Source organism: Nocardioides sp. 616 (assembly GCF_002930065.1).
Taxonomy (GTDB): Bacteria; Actinomycetota; Actinomycetes; order Propionibacteriales; family Nocardioidaceae; genus Nocardioides; species Nocardioides houyundeii.
The window spans coordinates 15,291-31,889 of sequence record NZ_POAG01000003.1; the positions used below are offsets into that span (position 1 = coordinate 15,291).

General features: G+C 71.3%; 17 protein-coding genes. 6 read left to right on the plus strand and 11 right to left on the minus strand.

Translation table 11 applies throughout. The features are described from left to right. Positions 1 to 8 precede the first annotated feature (8 nt). A complete protein-coding gene (locus C5H89_RS00885) occupies positions 9 to 635 on the minus strand; it encodes an FMN-binding negative transcriptional regulator (protein WP_104105227.1) in 627 nt (208 codons plus the stop codon). 29 nt (positions 636 to 664) lie between these two features. On the opposite strand from C5H89_RS00885, the gene C5H89_RS00890 reads away from it, so the two are divergent. After that, positions 665 to 1,222 (plus strand): metallophosphoesterase, encoded by a 558-nt coding sequence (locus C5H89_RS00890; RefSeq protein ID WP_104105228.1) that lies wholly within the window; start codon positions 665 to 667, stop codon positions 1,220 to 1,222. Here the strand turns inward: C5H89_RS00890 and C5H89_RS00895 are convergent. The 3 genes from C5H89_RS00895 to C5H89_RS00905 form a co-directional block, all read right to left on the minus strand. Next, the gene (locus C5H89_RS00895; RefSeq protein WP_104105229.1) at positions 1,219 to 2,475 is read right to left on the minus strand and encodes a nucleoside transporter C-terminal domain-containing protein; all 1,257 of its coding nucleotides are present in this window, start codon (positions 2,473 to 2,475) and stop codon (positions 1,219 to 1,221) included. The genes C5H89_RS00890 and C5H89_RS00895 overlap by 4 nt on opposite strands. Positions 2,476 to 2,567: 92 nt before the next feature. Continuing rightward, positions 2,568 to 3,059, minus strand: coding sequence for a GNAT family protein (locus C5H89_RS00900; RefSeq protein WP_162799134.1), 492 nt, complete (start codon positions 3,057 to 3,059; stop codon positions 2,568 to 2,570). A gap of 35 nt (positions 3,060 to 3,094) precedes the next feature. Then, complete coding sequence (locus C5H89_RS00905; RefSeq protein WP_104105230.1) at positions 3,095 to 3,418, minus strand: GNAT family N-acetyltransferase; 324 nt, start codon at positions 3,416 to 3,418, stop codon at positions 3,095 to 3,097. Positions 3,419 to 3,471: 53 nt separating this feature from the next. Here C5H89_RS00905 and C5H89_RS00910 point away from each other — a divergent pair, with 53 nt between their 5' ends. Beyond that, positions 3,472 to 4,851, plus strand: coding sequence for an NAD-dependent malic enzyme (locus C5H89_RS00910; RefSeq protein ID WP_104105266.1), 1,380 nt, complete (start codon positions 3,472 to 3,474; stop codon positions 4,849 to 4,851). Positions 4,852 to 4,871: 20 nt separating this feature from the next. Here the strand turns inward: C5H89_RS00910 and C5H89_RS00915 are convergent, their stop codons facing one another. Next, positions 4,872 to 7,001 carry an MMPL family transporter gene (locus tag C5H89_RS00915; protein ID WP_104105231.1) on the minus strand — a complete coding sequence of 710 codons (2,130 nt, stop codon included), beginning with the start codon at positions 6,999 to 7,001 and terminating at the stop codon, positions 4,872 to 4,874. Between the two features lie 113 nt (positions 7,002 to 7,114). Between C5H89_RS00915 and C5H89_RS00920 the strand changes: the two genes are divergently transcribed. After that, positions 7,115 to 7,624, plus strand: coding sequence for a MarR family transcriptional regulator (locus C5H89_RS00920; protein WP_104105232.1), 510 nt, complete (start codon positions 7,115 to 7,117; stop codon positions 7,622 to 7,624). Here the strand turns inward: C5H89_RS00920 and C5H89_RS00925 are convergent. Further along, complete coding sequence (locus C5H89_RS00925; protein WP_275887089.1) at positions 7,581 to 8,330, minus strand: polyphosphate--glucose phosphotransferase; 750 nt, start codon at positions 8,328 to 8,330, stop codon at positions 7,581 to 7,583. The genes C5H89_RS00920 and C5H89_RS00925 overlap by 44 nt on opposite strands. 355 nt (positions 8,331 to 8,685) lie before the next feature. On the opposite strand from C5H89_RS00925, the gene C5H89_RS19425 reads away from it, so the two are divergent. Beyond that, entirely contained in the window at positions 8,686 to 10,191 is a 1,506-nt protein-coding gene (locus C5H89_RS19425; protein ID WP_104105234.1) for a fatty acid desaturase, read from the plus strand. A gap of 10 nt (positions 10,192 to 10,201) precedes the next feature. Continuing rightward, positions 10,202 to 10,798, plus strand: a complete 597-nt coding sequence (locus tag C5H89_RS00935; RefSeq protein WP_104105235.1) for a TetR family transcriptional regulator — start codon at positions 10,202 to 10,204, stop codon at positions 10,796 to 10,798. 29 nt (positions 10,799 to 10,827) lie between these two features. On the opposite strand, the gene C5H89_RS00940 is transcribed toward C5H89_RS00935, so the two are convergent. The 4 genes from C5H89_RS00940 to C5H89_RS00955 form a co-directional block, all read right to left on the minus strand. Further along, positions 10,828 to 10,959, minus strand: coding sequence for a methionine/alanine import family NSS transporter small subunit (locus C5H89_RS00940; RefSeq protein ID WP_101522998.1), 132 nt, complete (start codon positions 10,957 to 10,959; stop codon positions 10,828 to 10,830). Further along, positions 10,956 to 12,497 carry a sodium-dependent transporter gene (locus C5H89_RS00945; RefSeq protein WP_104105236.1) on the minus strand — a complete coding sequence of 514 codons (1,542 nt, stop codon included), beginning with the start codon at positions 12,495 to 12,497 and terminating at the stop codon, positions 10,956 to 10,958. The genes C5H89_RS00940 and C5H89_RS00945 overlap by 4 nt, the downstream gene beginning before the upstream one ends. A 68-nt stretch (positions 12,498 to 12,565) precedes the next feature. Beyond that, positions 12,566 to 13,429 carry a hypothetical protein gene (locus tag C5H89_RS00950; RefSeq protein ID WP_104105237.1) on the minus strand — a complete coding sequence of 288 codons (864 nt, stop codon included), beginning with the start codon at positions 13,427 to 13,429 and terminating at the stop codon, positions 12,566 to 12,568. A 7-nt stretch (positions 13,430 to 13,436) separates the two neighbouring features. Next, positions 13,437 to 13,835 carry a nuclear transport factor 2 family protein gene (locus C5H89_RS00955; protein WP_162799135.1) on the minus strand — a complete coding sequence of 133 codons (399 nt, stop codon included), beginning with the start codon at positions 13,833 to 13,835 and terminating at the stop codon, positions 13,437 to 13,439. 201 nt (positions 13,836 to 14,036) lie between these two features. Here C5H89_RS00955 and C5H89_RS00960 point away from each other — a divergent pair, with 201 nt between their 5' ends. Further along, positions 14,037 to 15,248 (plus strand): M15 family metallopeptidase, encoded by a 1,212-nt coding sequence (locus C5H89_RS00960; protein ID WP_240181628.1) that lies wholly within the window; start codon positions 14,037 to 14,039, stop codon positions 15,246 to 15,248. Here C5H89_RS00960 and C5H89_RS00965 read toward each other — a convergent pair. Beyond that, positions 15,241 to 16,554, minus strand: coding sequence for an MFS transporter (locus C5H89_RS00965; protein WP_205304793.1), 1,314 nt, complete (start codon positions 16,552 to 16,554; stop codon positions 15,241 to 15,243). The genes C5H89_RS00960 and C5H89_RS00965 overlap by 8 nt on opposite strands. Positions 16,555 to 16,599 lie beyond the last annotated feature (45 nt).

Consider the following 16,599-nt stretch of genomic DNA (forward strand, 5'->3'; position numbering starts at 1 on the left):
CTCGGAGGCTAGCTGCGCCGCAGGTCCTCCCGCATCTGCGCGGCCAGAGCCCGAGCGGTCGGGTCCGGCTCCGCCTCCAGCCCCGCGACCACCCCGGCGCGGTCCGCCTCGGACCGGTTCTGGCTGCGCTTGGCCTTGGCCTCGACGCTCTCGATCTCCACCTCCACGCCCACGATGGCCTTGAGCTGCTGGGTGACGTACGACTCCGGGGCGTCGCCCACCTGCCACGGGTCGTCGCGGTGCTCCTCGTGCTGGACGGTGAGGTCGGTGACCGCGGCGCGGAGCCAGTCGGGGTCGCGGTGCACGGTGGCGCGGCCGCGGAAGTGGATCGCGGAGTAGTTCCAGGTGGGCACCACCCGGCCGTGCTCGGCCTTGGTGGGATACCAGTTGGGGGAGACGTACCCCTGCGGCCCGGTCACCACGGCGAGGGCCGGGCTCCCCGGCTCGATCGTGCGCCAGTGCGGGTTGGCGAACGCCAGGTGGAAGACCAGCCGGTCGCCGGACCAGATCACGGGCAGCCGGGTGGCCTGGGGGAGGCCGTCGGTGTCGACCGTGATGAGCTCGGCGGACCCCACAGCCTCCACCAGTGGACGCAGCTCGGCCTCGGGCATGACGTTGAACCGGGGGACGTACACCGGACTCATCCTTCCTGTTGACTGGACCCATGGCGACCCGGCTGCTCCTGTTGGCGGACACCCACCTGCCCAAGCGGGCTCGTGACCTGCCCGAGCAGGTGTGGCACGAGGTGGAGAGCGCCGACGTGGTGATCCATGCCGGCGACTGGGTCTGCGAGGAGCTGCTCGACGAGCTCGAGAGCCGCTCGCGGCGTTTGGTGGGCGTGTGGGGCAACAACGACCACGGCGCGCTCCGCGAGCGCCTGCCGGAGGTGGCGCGCGTGGAGATCGAGGGCATCCGGCTCGGCGTGGTGCACGAGACGGGCGACGCCAAGGGGCGCGAGGAGCGCTGCAGCGCGCTCTACCCCGACCTCGACGTGCTCGTCTTCGGGCACAGCCACATTCCCTGGGACACCACCACCAGGACCGGTCTGCGACTGCTGAACCCCGGCTCACCCACCGACCGTCGTCGTCAGCCGTTCTGCACCTATCTCACCGCCCTGGCGGCGGATGGTGAGCTCCACGAGGTCACCCTGCACCGGATCCCCAGGCGCGCGAGTGGGAAGACCAGCACCGAGAGGGCAGCCGCCCCGGGCGACCCGGCCTAGAGGCTGAACACGAGCCCGGCGATGGCCGCGTTGGCCAGGTTGGCGAGCGCGCCGCCGAGCAGTGCGCGCAGCCCCAGGTCGGCGACGACGCCGCGCCGCTCCGGCAGCAGCGATCCCAGGGTGCCGATCTGGATCGCGATGGAGGTCAGGTTGGCGAACCCCGCCAGCGCGAACGTCACGATGACCACGGTGATGGGGGCCAGCGAGTCGACCTCCGGACCGAAGCTGGCGAAGGCGACGAACTCGTTGAGCACCGTCTTCTCGCCGATCCAGCCTCCAGCCTGGACCGCGTCCGACCACGGCACCCCCAGCAGCCAGGCCAGGGGGGCGAGCGCCCAGCCGAGCAGCTTGTCGAAGGTCAGGTCGTCGGCACCGACCCACGACCCGACCTCGCCCAGGATGCCGTCGGCCATGGCGATCAGGGCGACGAAAGCGATCAGCAGCGCGCCCACCGTCACCGCGATGCGGGCCCCGGCCAGCGCACCTCTGCCCACGGCGTCGATGGGGTTGAAGGACTCCTCGTCGCGCACCCGTCGTACGTCGATCTCGCGGTCGCCCTCACCCTCCGCGAGGTCGACCTCCGCCTCGTCCGGCGTACCGTCGGGCCACATCAGCTTGGCCATCAGCAGCGAGGCGGGCGCGTTCATCACGGTCGCGGCCAGCAAGTAGTCCAACGGCGCTCCGAGCAGGGAGTAGCCGACCAGGGTGGAGCCGGCCGCCGCCGCGAACCCCGCCACCATGATCGTGAACAGCTGGCCGCGGCGCAGCGAGCGCAGATAGGGCGCGATCATCAGCGGCGCCTCGCTCTGCCCCAGGAAGATCACCGTCGCGCCGTACATCGACTCGACCTTGCTGATCCCCAGCAGCCACGCCAGGGCGCCGCCGAGCGCCCAGGTGGTCCACTGGATCACCCGCAGGTAGAACAGCAGTCCGATCAGGGCGCCCAGGAAGATGATCACCGGCAGCACCTGGAGGGCGAAGATGGTCTCGTTCTTCGCGCCGACCTCGAGCAGCGGTCCGAAGAGGAACGCGGTGCCCGCCTCGGTGTAGCCGATCAGCGTGGCGACCCGGTCCGAGACCCACTTCAGGCCCTGCTGCCCCGGCCCCCATCGCAGCACGAGGAAGGCGAAACCGACCTGCAGGGCGAGGGCGACGCCGATCGTGCGCCAGGAGATGCCGCGCCGGTTCTTGGAGAACGCGAACGCGACGAGGAGCAAGAAGGCCAGACCGAGGGCGCCGCGCAGCTCCGCCATGCATGTCGGTGCCCAGTCCGGGCTCGGCCTACACCCGCAGCTACACCTCGCAGCTACACCTCGCAGCTACACCTCGCAGCTACACCCCGCAGCTACACCGTGCCGCGTACCTCGGAGCGCAGGATGCTGTAGAGGATCCCGTCGCGGAAGGCCCCGTCCCGCCACTGGGCGCCCCGGACCACGCCCTCGGCGGTGAACCCGGCCTTGGACAGCGAACGCTGCTCGGCGAGGTTCTCCACGTCGGTGTGGGCCTCGACCCGGTTGACCACGGTGTGGCGGAAGAACAGGTCGACCAGGCTCGACTGGGCCTCGGTCCCCGCGCCGCGTCCGCGGGCCTCGGACCGCAGCCACACCCCGATCATCGGGTTGCGGGAGCCGGCGTTGGGTCCCCAGTGCACGTAGTGCCAGCTCACCGAGCCGAGCACGATGTCCTCGGAGTCGACGATCACGAGCCCGCCGGAGGAGTCGAGGTCGGACCCGGGCACGTCGGTGCGCCGCTTGGGGCCCCAGTCGTCGTACGGCGAGTCGCCGCCGGGCAGCAGGGGGAGGTCCGCAGGCGTGAAGGGGCGCAGCGAGATCGGCACCCCGGCACCGTATCCGCCCGGCGGCGGACGCGGGTTCAGGCGAGGCTGAACTCGGGGCGACGGTCCACGGGCACGAGGTCGAGGTACTCCGGGTTCCGGGCGATGTACTTGGCGTAGAAGCTGCAGTGCGGCAGCACCTGCAGGTCGCGGCTGCGCGCCTCGTCCAGCGAGCGGGCCGCCAGCTCCTGGGCCAGGCCCTTGCCGCTGAACTTCTCGAACACCTCGGTGTGGGTGAAGTCGATGACCCCGTCGCCCAGCTCGTACTCGGCAAAGCCGGCCAAGGTGCCGTCGCTGTGGATCTCGTAGCGCGAGTCGTCGGTGTTGTCGGTGACCTGGGCATCCTGGGTGGCGTCGCTCATGCCCACACCGTAGTGACTTGCTGGTAACCATGCTCGGGGTGAAGGGTCTGCCCATGGCCGCCACCGCTTCGTCGTACTCGATCACCATGCGCCTGCACACCGCGCCGGACCACGGAGTGGTCGGCACCGTCGCCACCACCATCTCCCAGCACGACGGCATCGTGACCGGGATCGACGTGGCCGAGTCCCGCCATGACCGCCTGGTGGTGGACGTGACCTGCTCGGCGGCCGACGAGCCTCACTCCCGCGAGCTCGCGGCCGCGGTGGACGCCATCGACGGCGTCGAGGTGCACAAGGTCAGCGACCGCACCTTCCTGCTGCACCTCGGCGGCAAGATCGAGGTCACCAGTAAGGTGCCGCTGCGCAGCCGGGACGACCTGTCGATGGCCTACACCCCGGGGGTGGGCCGGGTCAGCTCCGCGATCGCCAACAACCCCGAGGACGTCTGGAGCCTGACGGTGAAGGGCAACTCGGTGGCCGTGGTCACCGACGGCTCGGCGGTGCTGGGGCTGGGCAACATCGGGCCGGGGGCGGCGCTGCCGGTGATGGAGGGCAAGGCGGCGCTGTTCAAGAAGTTCGCCGACATCGACGCCTGGCCGATCTGCCTGGCCAGCCAGGACACCGAGGAGATCGTCCGGGCGGTCGAGATGATCGCGCCGGGCTTCGGCGGCATCAACCTCGAGGACATCGCCGCGCCGCGCTGCTTCGAGATCGAGGCCCGGCTGCGGGAGTCCCTCGACATCCCGGTCTTCCACGACGACCAGCACGGCACCGCGATCGTGGTGCTCGCCGCGCTGACCAACGCCCTGCGGGTGGTCGGCAAGACGCTGCCCGAGGCCCGGATCGTGGTCGCCGGCGGCGGCGCGGCCGGTACCGCGATCGTCACGCTGCTGCTCGCCGACGGTGCCTCCGACGTGGTGGTGTGGGACCGGATGGGCTGCCTGACCGGGGACGACGAGTCGCTCTCCCCGGCCATGGCCTCGCTGGCCGGCCGCACCAACCCCCGCGGGATCCGTGGCGACCTCCGCGCCGCGCTGGCTGGTGCCGACGTCTTCGTCGGGGTCAGCGGACCCGGCGTGCTCCAGGCCGAGTGGATCCAGGAGATGGCCCCCGACCCGGTCGTCTTCGCCCTGGCCAACCCGGACCCGGAGATCGACCCCGCCGAGGCCGACCGGTACGCCGCCGTGGTGGCCAGCGGCCGCTCGGACTATCCCAACCAGATCAACAACGTGCTGGCCTTCCCGGGCGTATTCCGGGGACTGCTCGACGCCCGGGCCGCGGAGATCACCACCGAGATGCTGCTACGGGCGGCCCACGCCATCGCCGAGGTCGTCACCGACGAGGAGCTCAACCCCAACTTCATCATCCCCACGGTCTTCCACCCCGAGGTGCCGAAGGCGGTCGCGCGGGCGATCCAGGGCCTGGAGGCGTGAGGCCCCCGCCGCGCTGACCCTCAGCTGCGGCGCCGGTCGACCTTGCGCGGCCACCAGAACGTGTCGCCCAGGGTGAGCGCCAGGGCGGGCACGAGCACGGTCCGCACCACCAGGGTGTCGAGCAGCACGCCGACGAAGATGATCGCGCCGAGCTGGGCGAGCACCACCAGCGGCAGGACACCGAGGACGGCGAAGACCGCGGCGAGCAGGATTCCGGCGCTGGTGATCACGCCGCCGGTGGCGGTCAGGGCGCGCAGCATGCCCTCTCTGGTGCCGTGTTGTGCCGCCTCCTCCTTGGCCCGGGTGACCAGGAAGATGTTGTAGTCCACACCGAGCGCCACCAGGAACAGGAACGCCAGCAGGGGTACGCCGACGTCCATCGCGGCGAACCCGAAGACGCCGGTGAAGATCCACCACGAGGTGCCCATGGCGGCGGCGTACGTGCCGACCACGGTGGCGACCAGCAGGATCGGGGCGACCAGCGAGCGCAGCAGCAGGAGCAGCGCCCCCAGCACCAGCAGCAGGATCACCGGCAGGATCAGCCAGCGGTCCTGCACCGAGGCCTCGGACTCGTCCAGCGCCTCGGCGTCCCCGCCGCCGACGTGGGTGTCGTCGAAGTCGGCCACGGCCTCGCGCACCTCGGCCACGGTCTCCTTGGCCTCGTCGCTGCCGGGGGCGGACTCCAGCACCGCGTCGATCTGCGCGATGCCGCCGCCTTCGGTGGTGACTCGGGCCGAGGCGATGCCGTCGACCTGCTCCACCGTGGCCAGCACGTCCTCGGGGTTCTCGCGGGTGAGCACCTGCACCGGGTCGGTGGTGCCGGCCGGGAAGGACTCGCCCAGCCGGTCGGCAGCGCTGATCGCCTCCGGGGTCTCCAGGAACTGGTCCGAGGGGCCGAGTCCGGTGTTGATCTGGAACAGCCCGATCATCATCACGCCGAGCAGCAGCACGGTGCCGGCGACGAACGCCCGCGGCCGGCGAGCCACGCGGTCGCCCACCTTGCGCCAGAAGGAGCGGCCCTCGACCAGCGGGGCCTCGCCGTTGTGCGGCACCCGGGGCCAGAAGATCCAGCGCCCGAAGAGAACCAGGGCCGCCGGCAGCACCACCATCACGAACGTCGCCGCGATCAGGATGCCGATGGCGCAGGCCAGGCCCAGCCCTCGGGTGGTCGGGAAGGCGGAGAGCAGCAGCGTCAGCAGGCCGAGGAAGACGGTGGTGGAGCTGGCGAAGACGGCCTCGGCGGTCCGGGTCAGGGCCCGTGCCATGGCGTCGTTGCGGGATTCGTGGCTCCTGAGCTCATCGCGGTAGCGGGAGATCAGCAGCAGGGCATAGTTGGTGCCCGCCCCGAAGACGAGCACGCTCAGGATCCCGATCGTGGACTCGTCCCAGGTCACGTAGTCGATCCGCTGGAGCACCTGGGTGGCGACGATGGCCGAGAGCCGGTCGGCCAGCCCCACGACGGTGAGCGGGATGAGCCAGAGCACCGGGCTGCGGTACGTCGCGATGAGCAGGATGGCGACCACCGAGGCGGTGGCGAGCAGCAGCCGGAGGTTGGCGCCGTCGAAGACCGCCGCGACGTCGGCCTGGATGCCGGCCGGGCCGGTGACCTGGACCTTGACCCCGTCGGGCACGTCGGCCTCGAGCGTCTTGCGGAGCTCGGTGACCAGGTCGGCGTTGTCGGAGGAGGTCTTGGCCGTCACCGGCACCACGGAGTACGCCGCGGTGGCGTCGTCGGCGACCGTCAGCGGGCCCTGCTCGCCCTCGGAGTCGGGCCCGGGCTTGCCGCCCGAAGGGGGACCTGACTCACCACCGGACTCGCCCCCCTCGGCGTACTCGGCGAGCAGCTCGCCGGCCTGCTTGCCGATCTCACCCAGCTGGTCCTCGGTGAGCTCGCCGTCCTCGGCGGTCCAGAGCACGATCGCCACGGAGGAGTCCTCCTCGGGGAGCTCGGACTGCAGGGCCACGGCGCTGGTGCTGTCGAAGTCGTCGGGCAGCGAGTCGGTCGCGGAGACGTTGCGCTCGCCCTCGGGCACGAAGCCCAGCAGCATGCCGGCCAGGAGGATCGGTACGAGTGCCACCAGCCAGGCCGTACGGCGGGCGCTGATGAACTGGGCCACGCGGCTGGCGCCGGGCACCTTCGTCGTACTCATGGGCTTCTCCGAGGCTCGAGAGGTAGAATAGATTGCTATCTTAATTACTAAGCAGCTTAAGCATATCGTGGGGCTCAACAGCCCCGCAGTGCCGGGATGGAGAGGGGGGTGTCATGGCAGAAGGTGCCGATGAGTCATTCGACGCCGCACGTGCTCCCGGATGGGACCAGACCGGCAGCCTCCTCGCCCTGCGTCAGGTGCTGGCCGAGTCGGCCCGGATGGGCAGCGTCGTCGCGCGGCGCGCAGGCCTGAGCCACCGCGAGCTCACGGCCCTGGAGCACCTGAGCCGTGACCCGCTGGGGCCGGCCGAGCTGGCGCGCCGCCTGGACGTCACCACGGCCGCCACCACCGGGATCGTGGACCGGCTCGCCGAGCGGGGGCACGTGGAGCGCCACGCCCACGCCGAGGACCGCAGGCGCACCGAGGTGCGCGTCACCGACTCGGGCCGGAGCGAGGCCGTGGGCCACCTGATGCCGATGTTCGTCGCGCTGGACCGGCTGGACCGGAGCTTCAGCGAGGAGGAGCGGGCGGTCGTGGAGCGGTACCTGCGGGGCGTGCTCGAGGCCTTCGACGCCGTGATCAGTGCCGACCGGCCCGGCTCGCCACCAGGGCCGCCCCGATGATGCCGGCCTTGTTGCGCAGCGCCGCCGGCACGATCTCGGTCTCGATCTCGATCAGCGGCAGGAACTCGTCGGCGGACTTGCTGACCCCGCCTCCGACCACGATCAGCTCGGGGGAGAAGAGCCGCTCCAGCGTCCGGTAGTAGGAGGTGAGCCGCTGGGCCCAGTCGGCCCAGGAGAGCTCCTCGCGCTCGCGGACGCTGTTGGCGGCGTGCTGCTCGGCCACCTTGCCGGCGATCTCCAGGTGGCCCAGCTCGGAGTTGGGCACCAGCACCCCGTCATGCACGAGTGCCGAGCCGATCCCGGTGCCCAGGGTGGTGACGATGACCAGCCCACGCCGGCCCTTCGCCGCGCCGTACTCCACCTCGGCGAGGCCGGCCGCGTCGGCGTCGTTGACCACGTGCACCTCGCGCTGCAGGGCCTCGGTGAAGACCTCGTCGGCGTCGGTGCCGATCCAGGAGGAGTCGATGTTGGCCGCCGACCAGACCACGCCGTGCTTGACCACGCCCGGGACGGTCACCCCGACCGCGGCGGTGGAGCTGGGGAAGCCGGAGACCAGCTGGCGGAAGACCGCCGAGACCGTCTCCGGGTTCGCCGGTCGGGGGGTGTCGATCTTCGCCTTCGGACCGGCGAAGGTGCCGGTGGCCAGGTCGACGGGTGCGCCCTTGATGCCGGTGCCGCCGAAGTCGATGCCGAAGGGATGCTCCATGAGCGCCATGAGACCACATCCAGCACGCAGGTGGCCTACTGCTGGCGCTGCCCCGCCTGGGCCGGGACCTCGGGGCGAGCCTGGCGCAGCTGCAGTGGATCACCAACGGCTACCTGCTCTCCCTCGCCGGGCTGATCCTGATCGGCGGGCTCCCTCGGCGACCGGTTGCACCGCACCGCGGAGCCGATGGTGCCGCTGGGGCTCTTCGGGGACCGGACGTTCTCCGCGGGCAACGCGATGACCTTCCTGGTCGCTGGCGGTGGTCGTCTGTGCCGGGCCGAATGTGACTCTTGCCACAGGGCTTTACAAACCCTATGGTTTTGTAAACTACGTCGGCTGCGCACAGGAGACTCGGATGACCTCGGACCGGATCCTGAACAGCACCGTGAGCCCGGACTCCACCACCGGATGGCAGGACCGCAAGCGCCGCCTCTGGCTGATCGGTCTCGTGGTGCCGTCCCTGGCCTTCGTCGGCTACGCCATGTACGGCCTGACCCACTGGGGGATCTGGCTGTGGCTGGGGCCGATCGTGATCCTGGTGATCGTGCCCGCGATCGACCTGATGGCCGGGCTGGACCGCTCCAACCCGCCCGACGACGTGATCGAGGCGCTCGAGGCCGACCGCTACTACCGGTGGATCACCTACCTCTTCCTTCCCCTGCAGTACGTCGGCTTCGTGAGCGCGATGTACATGCTGATGCGCGGCGACCCGCTCGGCTGGGCGCCCGAGCTGGGGCCCGTCGACAAGGTCGCGCTGGCCATCTCCATCGGGTGCATCGGCGGGATCGGCATCAACACCGCCCACGAGCTGGGCCACAAGAAGGAGTCGCACGAGCGCTGGCTCTCCAAGATCGCGCTGGCCCAGGTCGCCTACGGCCACTTCTACATCGAGCACAACCGCGGGCACCACGTCCGGGTGGCGACGCCCGCGGACCCGGCGAGCAGCCGCCTGGGGGAGAGCCTCTACGAGTTCTGGCCGCGGACGGTGCTGGGTTCGCTGCGCTCGGCGTGGCGGCTGGAGAAGCGGCGCTACGCGCGTCGCAGCCAGACCCCCTGGCGGATCGGCAACGACGTGCTGAACGCCTGGCTGATGACCGCGGTGCTGTGGGTGGCGCTGATGGTGTGGCTCGGGATCGGCCTGCTGCCCTACCTGGTGCTCCAGGCGCTGGTGGGGCTGAGCCTCCTGGAGGTCGTCAACTACATGGAGCACTACGGGATGCTGCGGCAGAAGGTCGGCGTGGGGGAGCGGGAGCGCTACGAGCGCGTCGACCCCAGCCACAGCTGGAACTCCAACAACATCGCCACCAACGTGCTGCTCTACCACCTGCAGCGGCACAGCGACCACCACGCCAACCCGACCCGGCGCTACCAGGCGCTGCGGGACTTCGAGGAGTCCCCGGTGCTGCCCACCGGGTACGCCGGGATGATCCTGCTGGCGGCGTTCCCCCCGGTGTGGCGCCGGGTGATGGACCCCCGGGTGCTGGCCCACTTCCACGGCGACGTGACCCGGGCCAACCTGAGCCCGCGGCACCGCGAGGCCTACCTGCGCCGGTACGCCGTACCGGCGGATGGGCCGGCCGGCGGCGATCAGGGGCGCACGGACCTCGCGGGGAGCGGCGACGGCGAGCAGAGCGCAGAGGTGTTGGCCGCTCGCTGCCCCGGGTGCGGCTACACCTACGAGGTGGCGGCCGGCGACGAGCACGAGGGGTTCGCGGCCGGCACGGCCTGGGCCGACGTCCCGGAGACCTGGAGCTGCCCGGACTGCGGGGTCCGGGACAAGGTCGACTTCGTGCCGGTGGACCCGGCGGAGGCGGTGGCCAGCAGCGTGCCGGTGCCCAGGCGCTTTTCCCGCGGTTCCTAGACTCAGCCGGGTGACCTCCCCGGCGGCAGCTCCGACGCTCCAGCAGCGCCTGGTGGCGACCGCCGTGGAGCTGACCACCGCCCATGGTTGGTCGCACGTGACCATGGCCCGGCTCGCCCGCGAGGTCGGGGTGAGTCGCCAGACGGTCTATGACCAGATCGGGACCAAGCAGGAGCTGGCCGAGGCGGTGATCTCCACCGAGCTGGCCCGCTTCCTCGACGCCGTCACCCGCGCCTTCGACCGCTCGCCCGGCGACCTGGTCGCCGCCGTCGAGGGCGCCTGCCACGACGTGCTGGTGCTGGCCCAGGACAACGCCCTGCTACGGGCCATCGTCTCGGCCACCCACGGCACCGACACCGAGCTGCTGCCGCTGCTCACCACGCACTCCGCGACGCTGCTGCAGACCGCCCAGGCGGTGGTGGCCGAACGCGTCGCCCAGTACGACGTCCCGCTCGACCCGGCGCGCCTGGCGGCGGGCATCGAGGTGATCGTGCGCGTGGTGCTCAGCCACGTGATGCAGCCCTCCGGCACGCCGGCGCAGACCGCGGCCGACCTGAGCTGGATCGCCGGCCGGGTGCTGGCGACCGGTGAGGGCCGCCGGTCCTGAGCCGCGGGCTGCCCTGGCCTGGCCGCGGCTCAGAGGTCGCGGTGCAGCTCGTCGAGGCGAGGCACGTCCGGGCTTCGCGTGAGGCGCACGATCGCCACCGCCAGCCCGCCCCACAGGATCACCATCGCCAGCACCATCAGCACGATCGCCTCGACGTTCATGCCTGGACCTCCTCGTCGTCGGTGACATCCATGGGTGTGTCCTTGCGCCAGGGCAGCCGGGCCGCGACGAAGCCGAAGACGATCACCAGTCCGGCAGCACCCCACCCGAAGACTCCGAGCATCCAGCCCGGGTAGTCCTCGTACCTCGTCCTGACGTCGTTCCACAGCCCGTCGAGCAGCACGTAGGTCAGCGCCAGCGGCGCGACCACCGAGACCAGGATCCGCCACGGGGCGCCCAGCCGGAAGGAGCCGTTGCGGTTGAGGTGGTCCTGCAGCAGCGGCAGCACCTTGAGCACCCAGGCGAGGACCACCATCGAGACCACCGCGACCAGCAGGATGCCGAACTGGTTGATGAAGTGGTCGAGGATGTCCAGCACGTGCAGCCCGCTGGTGCTGGAGAAGAGCAGCACGCTCAGGACGGCCGCCGGGATGCTGACCAGCGCGGCGGCCTGGGCGCGGCCCAGCTCGAACTTGTCGCGCACCGCCGAGATGACCACCTCGATCACCGAGACCAGCGACGTCAGCCCGGCGATGACCAGCGAGGCGAAGAAGCAGACGCCGATGAATGCTCCCCAGGGCGCCTCGCTGATGATCGCCGGGAACCCGATGAAGGCCAGCCCCACTCCGCTCTGGGCGACCTCGTCCACCGCGACGCCCTCGGCCTGCGCCATGAAGCCCAGGGCGGCGAAGACGCCGATGCCGGCGAGCAGCTCGAAGCCGGAGTTGGCGAAGCCCACCACCAGACCGGATCCGGTCATGTCGGTGTCGCGGTGCACGTAGGAGGAGTAGGTGATCATGATGCCGAAGCCGATGGAGAGGGAGAAGAAGATCTGGCCGAAGGCTGCTCCCCACACCCCGGGCTCGGCCAGGGCGCCCCAGTCGGGGGTGAACAGCGCGTCCAGGCCGTCGGCGGCACCGGGCAGGAAGAGCGACCGGACCACCAGCGCCCCGAAGGTGATGACGAGCAGCGGGATGAAGACCACCGAGACGGCCCCGATCCCCTTCTGCACGCCGGCGACCATGACCACGACGACCGCGGCCCACACGATGAGCAGCGGGACCAGCACGCCCGGGACGATCTCGGCGGTCACGCCGGGGTCGCTGACCTGCAGGAACTCGCCGGTGAAGAAACCCGCGGCGTCGTCCCCCCACGCCTCGGTGACCGAGAAGAGGGTGTAGCGCAGCGCCCAGGCGATCACCGCGGCGTAGTAGATGGCGATCATGAAGCAGATGCCGACCTGCCACCAGCCCAGTCCCTCGGTGCCGCGACGCAGCCGCGCGAACGACAGTGGCGCCGAGCCGCGGAAGCGGTGACCCAGCGCGTAGTCGAGGAAGAGGAACGGGATTCCCGCGGTGAGCAGCGCGATCAGGTAGGGGATCATGAAGGCGCCGCCGCCGTTGTCGTAGGCGACGTAGGGGAAGCGCCAGATGTTGCCCAGCCCGACGGCCGAGCCGATCGCCGCGAGGATGAAGACCCTGCGGGACGAGAACGACCCTCGGCGCTCGGCCTCCTGGGCGTGCGTCTCCTGCTGAGTCATGGCGCCTCCCGAAGATGTGACGTGGACGACTCGTCGGATGCTAGCGCTCAGGGTGGACGGTGTCCTGCTCAGACGGGCTCCGGCTCACGCCACAGCTGCTCGCGCAGCCGCCACGGCTGGGCCTCACCGGCGTCCAGGATCATCCGGGCGAACGGGGTCATGGTCGCCAGGACCGTTGCCTGCTCCGCCTCGCTGAGCACGCCCAGCGGCGCCGCGGCAAGCCGGTCCGTGGTCCGCTCCAGCGACGACTTGAGCTCCGTGCCCTCCGCGGTCGCGTGGTCCTCGTCGACGACCAGGCCGCGCGCGACCAGCCGGTCGACCGCGGCCTGCCAGGCGGCGTCGTCCCACCCGGTGTGCCGGTGCAGCATCTCCGCCGGCATGTAGCCGTCGGCACAGGCCAGCACGTGGCACTCGACGGGGTCGATGCCCATGGCCGTGGTGGTCGCCCAGTGCGCGTCGCCGCGGTGCTCGCGCAGTACCGTGCAGGCCAACCAGAGCTGCAGGTGCGGCGCGTCGGGCCACTCCACGGCCAGGTGTGCGGCGGCCATCGGGTGTCCGCCGAGGTCGCACGCCTCCGCCGCCCGCCTGACCAGTCCCGCCACCTCGGCGGTCTCGGCCAGGTGGTCCCCCAGCACCCGGCGCAGCGTGGCGTCGGCTGCCTCGAGCCGAGCCGCGAGGATGTCCTCGGGGTCCGCGCGCTGCCAGACCTCCGGGACCGCCCTGGCGACGTACGCCGGGGCGAAGCCGAAGGTCAGGGCGGCCGCGACCTCGGCGGACACCGGTCCCAGGGCGCACAGCCGGGCGCCGAAGTACTGCAGCTCGGGCCGGTCGAGGCCGAGAGCGCTCATCTGCTCCACGCCCTCGGCGGAACGGTAGGAGAGCTGGTGGTACGGCTCCATCATCCGCCACAGCTGACGGGGGTGGGTGCTCACGGCGCGCTTAGGAGAGCTCGGCAAGCAGGACGGACATCTTCGCGGTGTCCTTGTAGTAGACGTCGATCTCGCTGATGCGACCGTCCGTGACGGAGTAGAGCTCCACCATGGGCATCCGTACCGTGCGACCAGACCGCTTCGAGGTGAAGACCCCGGTCATCGTCACCAGCACCCGGTCGCCGGCCTGCACCGCGTCCCAGTCCTCGATCCCCAGCTCCGCGAGCTCGCCGATCTTCGCCTTGATCGTGTGGAACCCGGCGACACCGCGGTAGGTCCCCGGGTAGGGGAGGTTCTCCGGCTCGTGGATGGCCAGCTCTGGGTGGAAGACCTGCTCGATGCGAGCCTGGTCGTCCGCGTGGACCGCGGCGAGCAGTTCGTCGACGACGTCCTTGGGGTTCTGCGACACGGGACTCTGGGACACGGGACTCTGGGACACGGGGTGCCTCGCTCTTCGTCGGTGACCCGACACGGCGTCGGGTTCGTCACCGTATGACGCAGGTCACACACTGTCAACCATCCGTTTGCTTGTTAAGCGACCTGAACTGCCCTGCCAGATGGCCCGGGAGGAGTGTGCCCACGGCTCCTAGGCTGGTTGCGGGAGGTCACCATGGACCGCAGGACCGGGGCAGCCGTCGCGCTGGTGCTGGCGTTCGCCGCCTCCGGCTGTCGCGGCGGTACGACGGCCGGGCCCGTCGCCCCCTCGGTCGCCTCTCCCACGGCCTCCACCTCCGGCGGGCCGTCCAGCACCGGCTCCTCCGCCCCAGAGGTCCGCGACCCCGCGCACGCGGTGCCCCCGCCCGGCCCGCTGACCGACGACCTGCTCCCCGCCGACCTGCTGGTCCACACCCAGGAACCACTGGACGCCGACCTGGTGGCGACTGTGGGCAAGCTCGAGGGCGTGGCCCACGTGGAGCCCATCGCGCTGGCCCAGGTGAGCATCCAGGACCGGGTGGTCAACGTGGCCGCGGTGGACGCGGCGGCGTACCGGCGGTTCACCACCCCCGGCAGCGCCAGGCTCCAGGAGGCCTGGGACCGGGTGGCCGGCGGCGAGGTGGCGGTCGTCCCCGCCCTCGGTCGTCGGCTCCCCGACGAGGAGGGCTACCTGCGGCTGGGCAACGACCGGGACGCCGCCCGCGTGCACGTGGGGGCGCTCACCGCCCAGGTGCCGCAGGTCGACGCGGTGGTGAACAGCGCCTGGGGCACCGAGCTCGGGATGCGCCCCGGCAACGCGCTGCTGATCTCGGTGGACCGGCTGGTGGCACCGCAGCGGGTCAGACCCGCGATCACCCGCCTGGTCGGCCGCGACGTGTCGGTGCAGGTCCTCGGACCGGACCTGGACGTGTCCGCGGTGCAGACGGCGGTCCTGACCGGCGGCTCCGTGGCCCAGGCGGTGGGCTCGTTCTCCTACCGGGTCGGCACCGCTGGACGGATCGTGCCGCAGCAGCAGTGGGTGGCCGGGCACATCCGCACCGAGACCGTGCCGATCCTGGGGGCGGTCACCTGCCACGCGGTGATGCTCCCGCAGCTCAGGGCCGCGCTGGCGGAGGTGGCGGCCTCGGGGCTGACGAAGGAGATCGACCCCGACCAGTACGCCGGCTGCTACCACCCGCGGTTCATCGCCGGTTCCACCCAGCTCTCCCTGCACGCCTTCGGCATCGCGGTCGACCTCAACGTCCCCGGCAACCAGCGCGGCACCGTGGGCGAGATGGACCCCCGGGTGGTCGCCATCTTCGAGAGGTGGGGGTTCGCCTGGGGCGGACGCTGGTCGTGGACCGACCCGATGCACTTCGAGATGGACCGGCTGGTCGAGGTCAGGTGAGCGGGTGGGCCAGCTCGTCGGCGGGCAGGCGCGCCCACACGATCGCCACCACAGCGGCCACCACGGGCGCGGCCGCGCCGATGTAGAAGGTCTCGCGCATCCCGATCGCCTCGGAGACCGGGCCGGCCAGCGCCATCGAGAGCGGCATCAGCGAGATGCTGACGAAGAAGTCGAGCGAGGAGACCCGACCGAGGAGGTGGGTCGGCACCCGGCGCTGCAGCAGGGTGCCCCAGATGACCATGGGGAACGAGAAGAGTGCCCCCATCACGAACCCGGCGGCCACGAGCATCCACAGCTCGTCGGCGTGCGCGACCGCCAGGAGCGGCACCCCGGCCAGTCCCCAGCCGAGCGTCATGATCGTGAGGTAGCGCCGGGGCATCCGCACCGACGCCATCCCCAGGGAGCCGAGTGCCCCGCCGACGCCGAACGCGGCCAGCACCAGGGAGTGGTCGCCCGCGTCCCCGCCCAGGTCGGACTTGATGAGGAACGGGACCAGCACCTCCAGCGGGCCCATCAGCGCCAGGATCATCAGACAGGCGAAGAGCAGGCTGGCCAACAGCCACGGGGTGCCGACCAGGTAGCGGAACCCCTCGGTCATGTCGCCGATCGCGCTGCGGATCGGGTGTCCCGCGTGCGCCTCGTCGAGCCGGGGACGCACCGCGGTCCGCGGCACCCGAAGCAGCGCCAGCAGCGAGAGCAGCATGGAGGCCGCCGCGATGGCGAAGGCCAGCGAGGGAGCGAGGGCCCCGATCGCGAGACCCGCGACGGCAGGCCCGAGCGCCTGGCCGATCGTGGGCCGGACCATGCCCTCGAAGCCGTTGACGGCCATCAGGTCGTCCTCGGGGACCAGCGCGGGCAGCATGGCGGAGTAGGCCGGGTAGTAGAAGGCCATCGCGACGCCGAGGAAGAACGCGACCACGGCCAGCAGCCACACCGTCGTCAGCTCCGCGGCGGCCAGCGCGGCGACCAGCGCCATGCCGACCAGCTCGACGCCGGCGACCGTCATCAGCACCCGGCGCTGCGGCACCCGGTCGGCGACCACGCCGGCCAGCAGGGCGGTGACCAGCACCCCCACCGCGGACGCGGAGGAGACGAGCGAGAGCTGGGAGGGGCCGCCGCCCAGGCGGAAGACCTCCCACACCAGGGCGACCAGCCACACGCCGCCGCCGAAGGCGCTGAAGACCAGGGCCAGGGCGAGCCGTCGGTAGGCGGGGGTGTTGAACGGGGTCAGAGCCCGGGGCAGGCGACGCCCGGTGGCCTGGTCGCCGAGCGTGTCGAGGAGGGTGTCGACGAGCGGATCAGGCACGCCGCACATCATGCCTGTGCGCTGCGACAGTCACCGCCGCGGGCG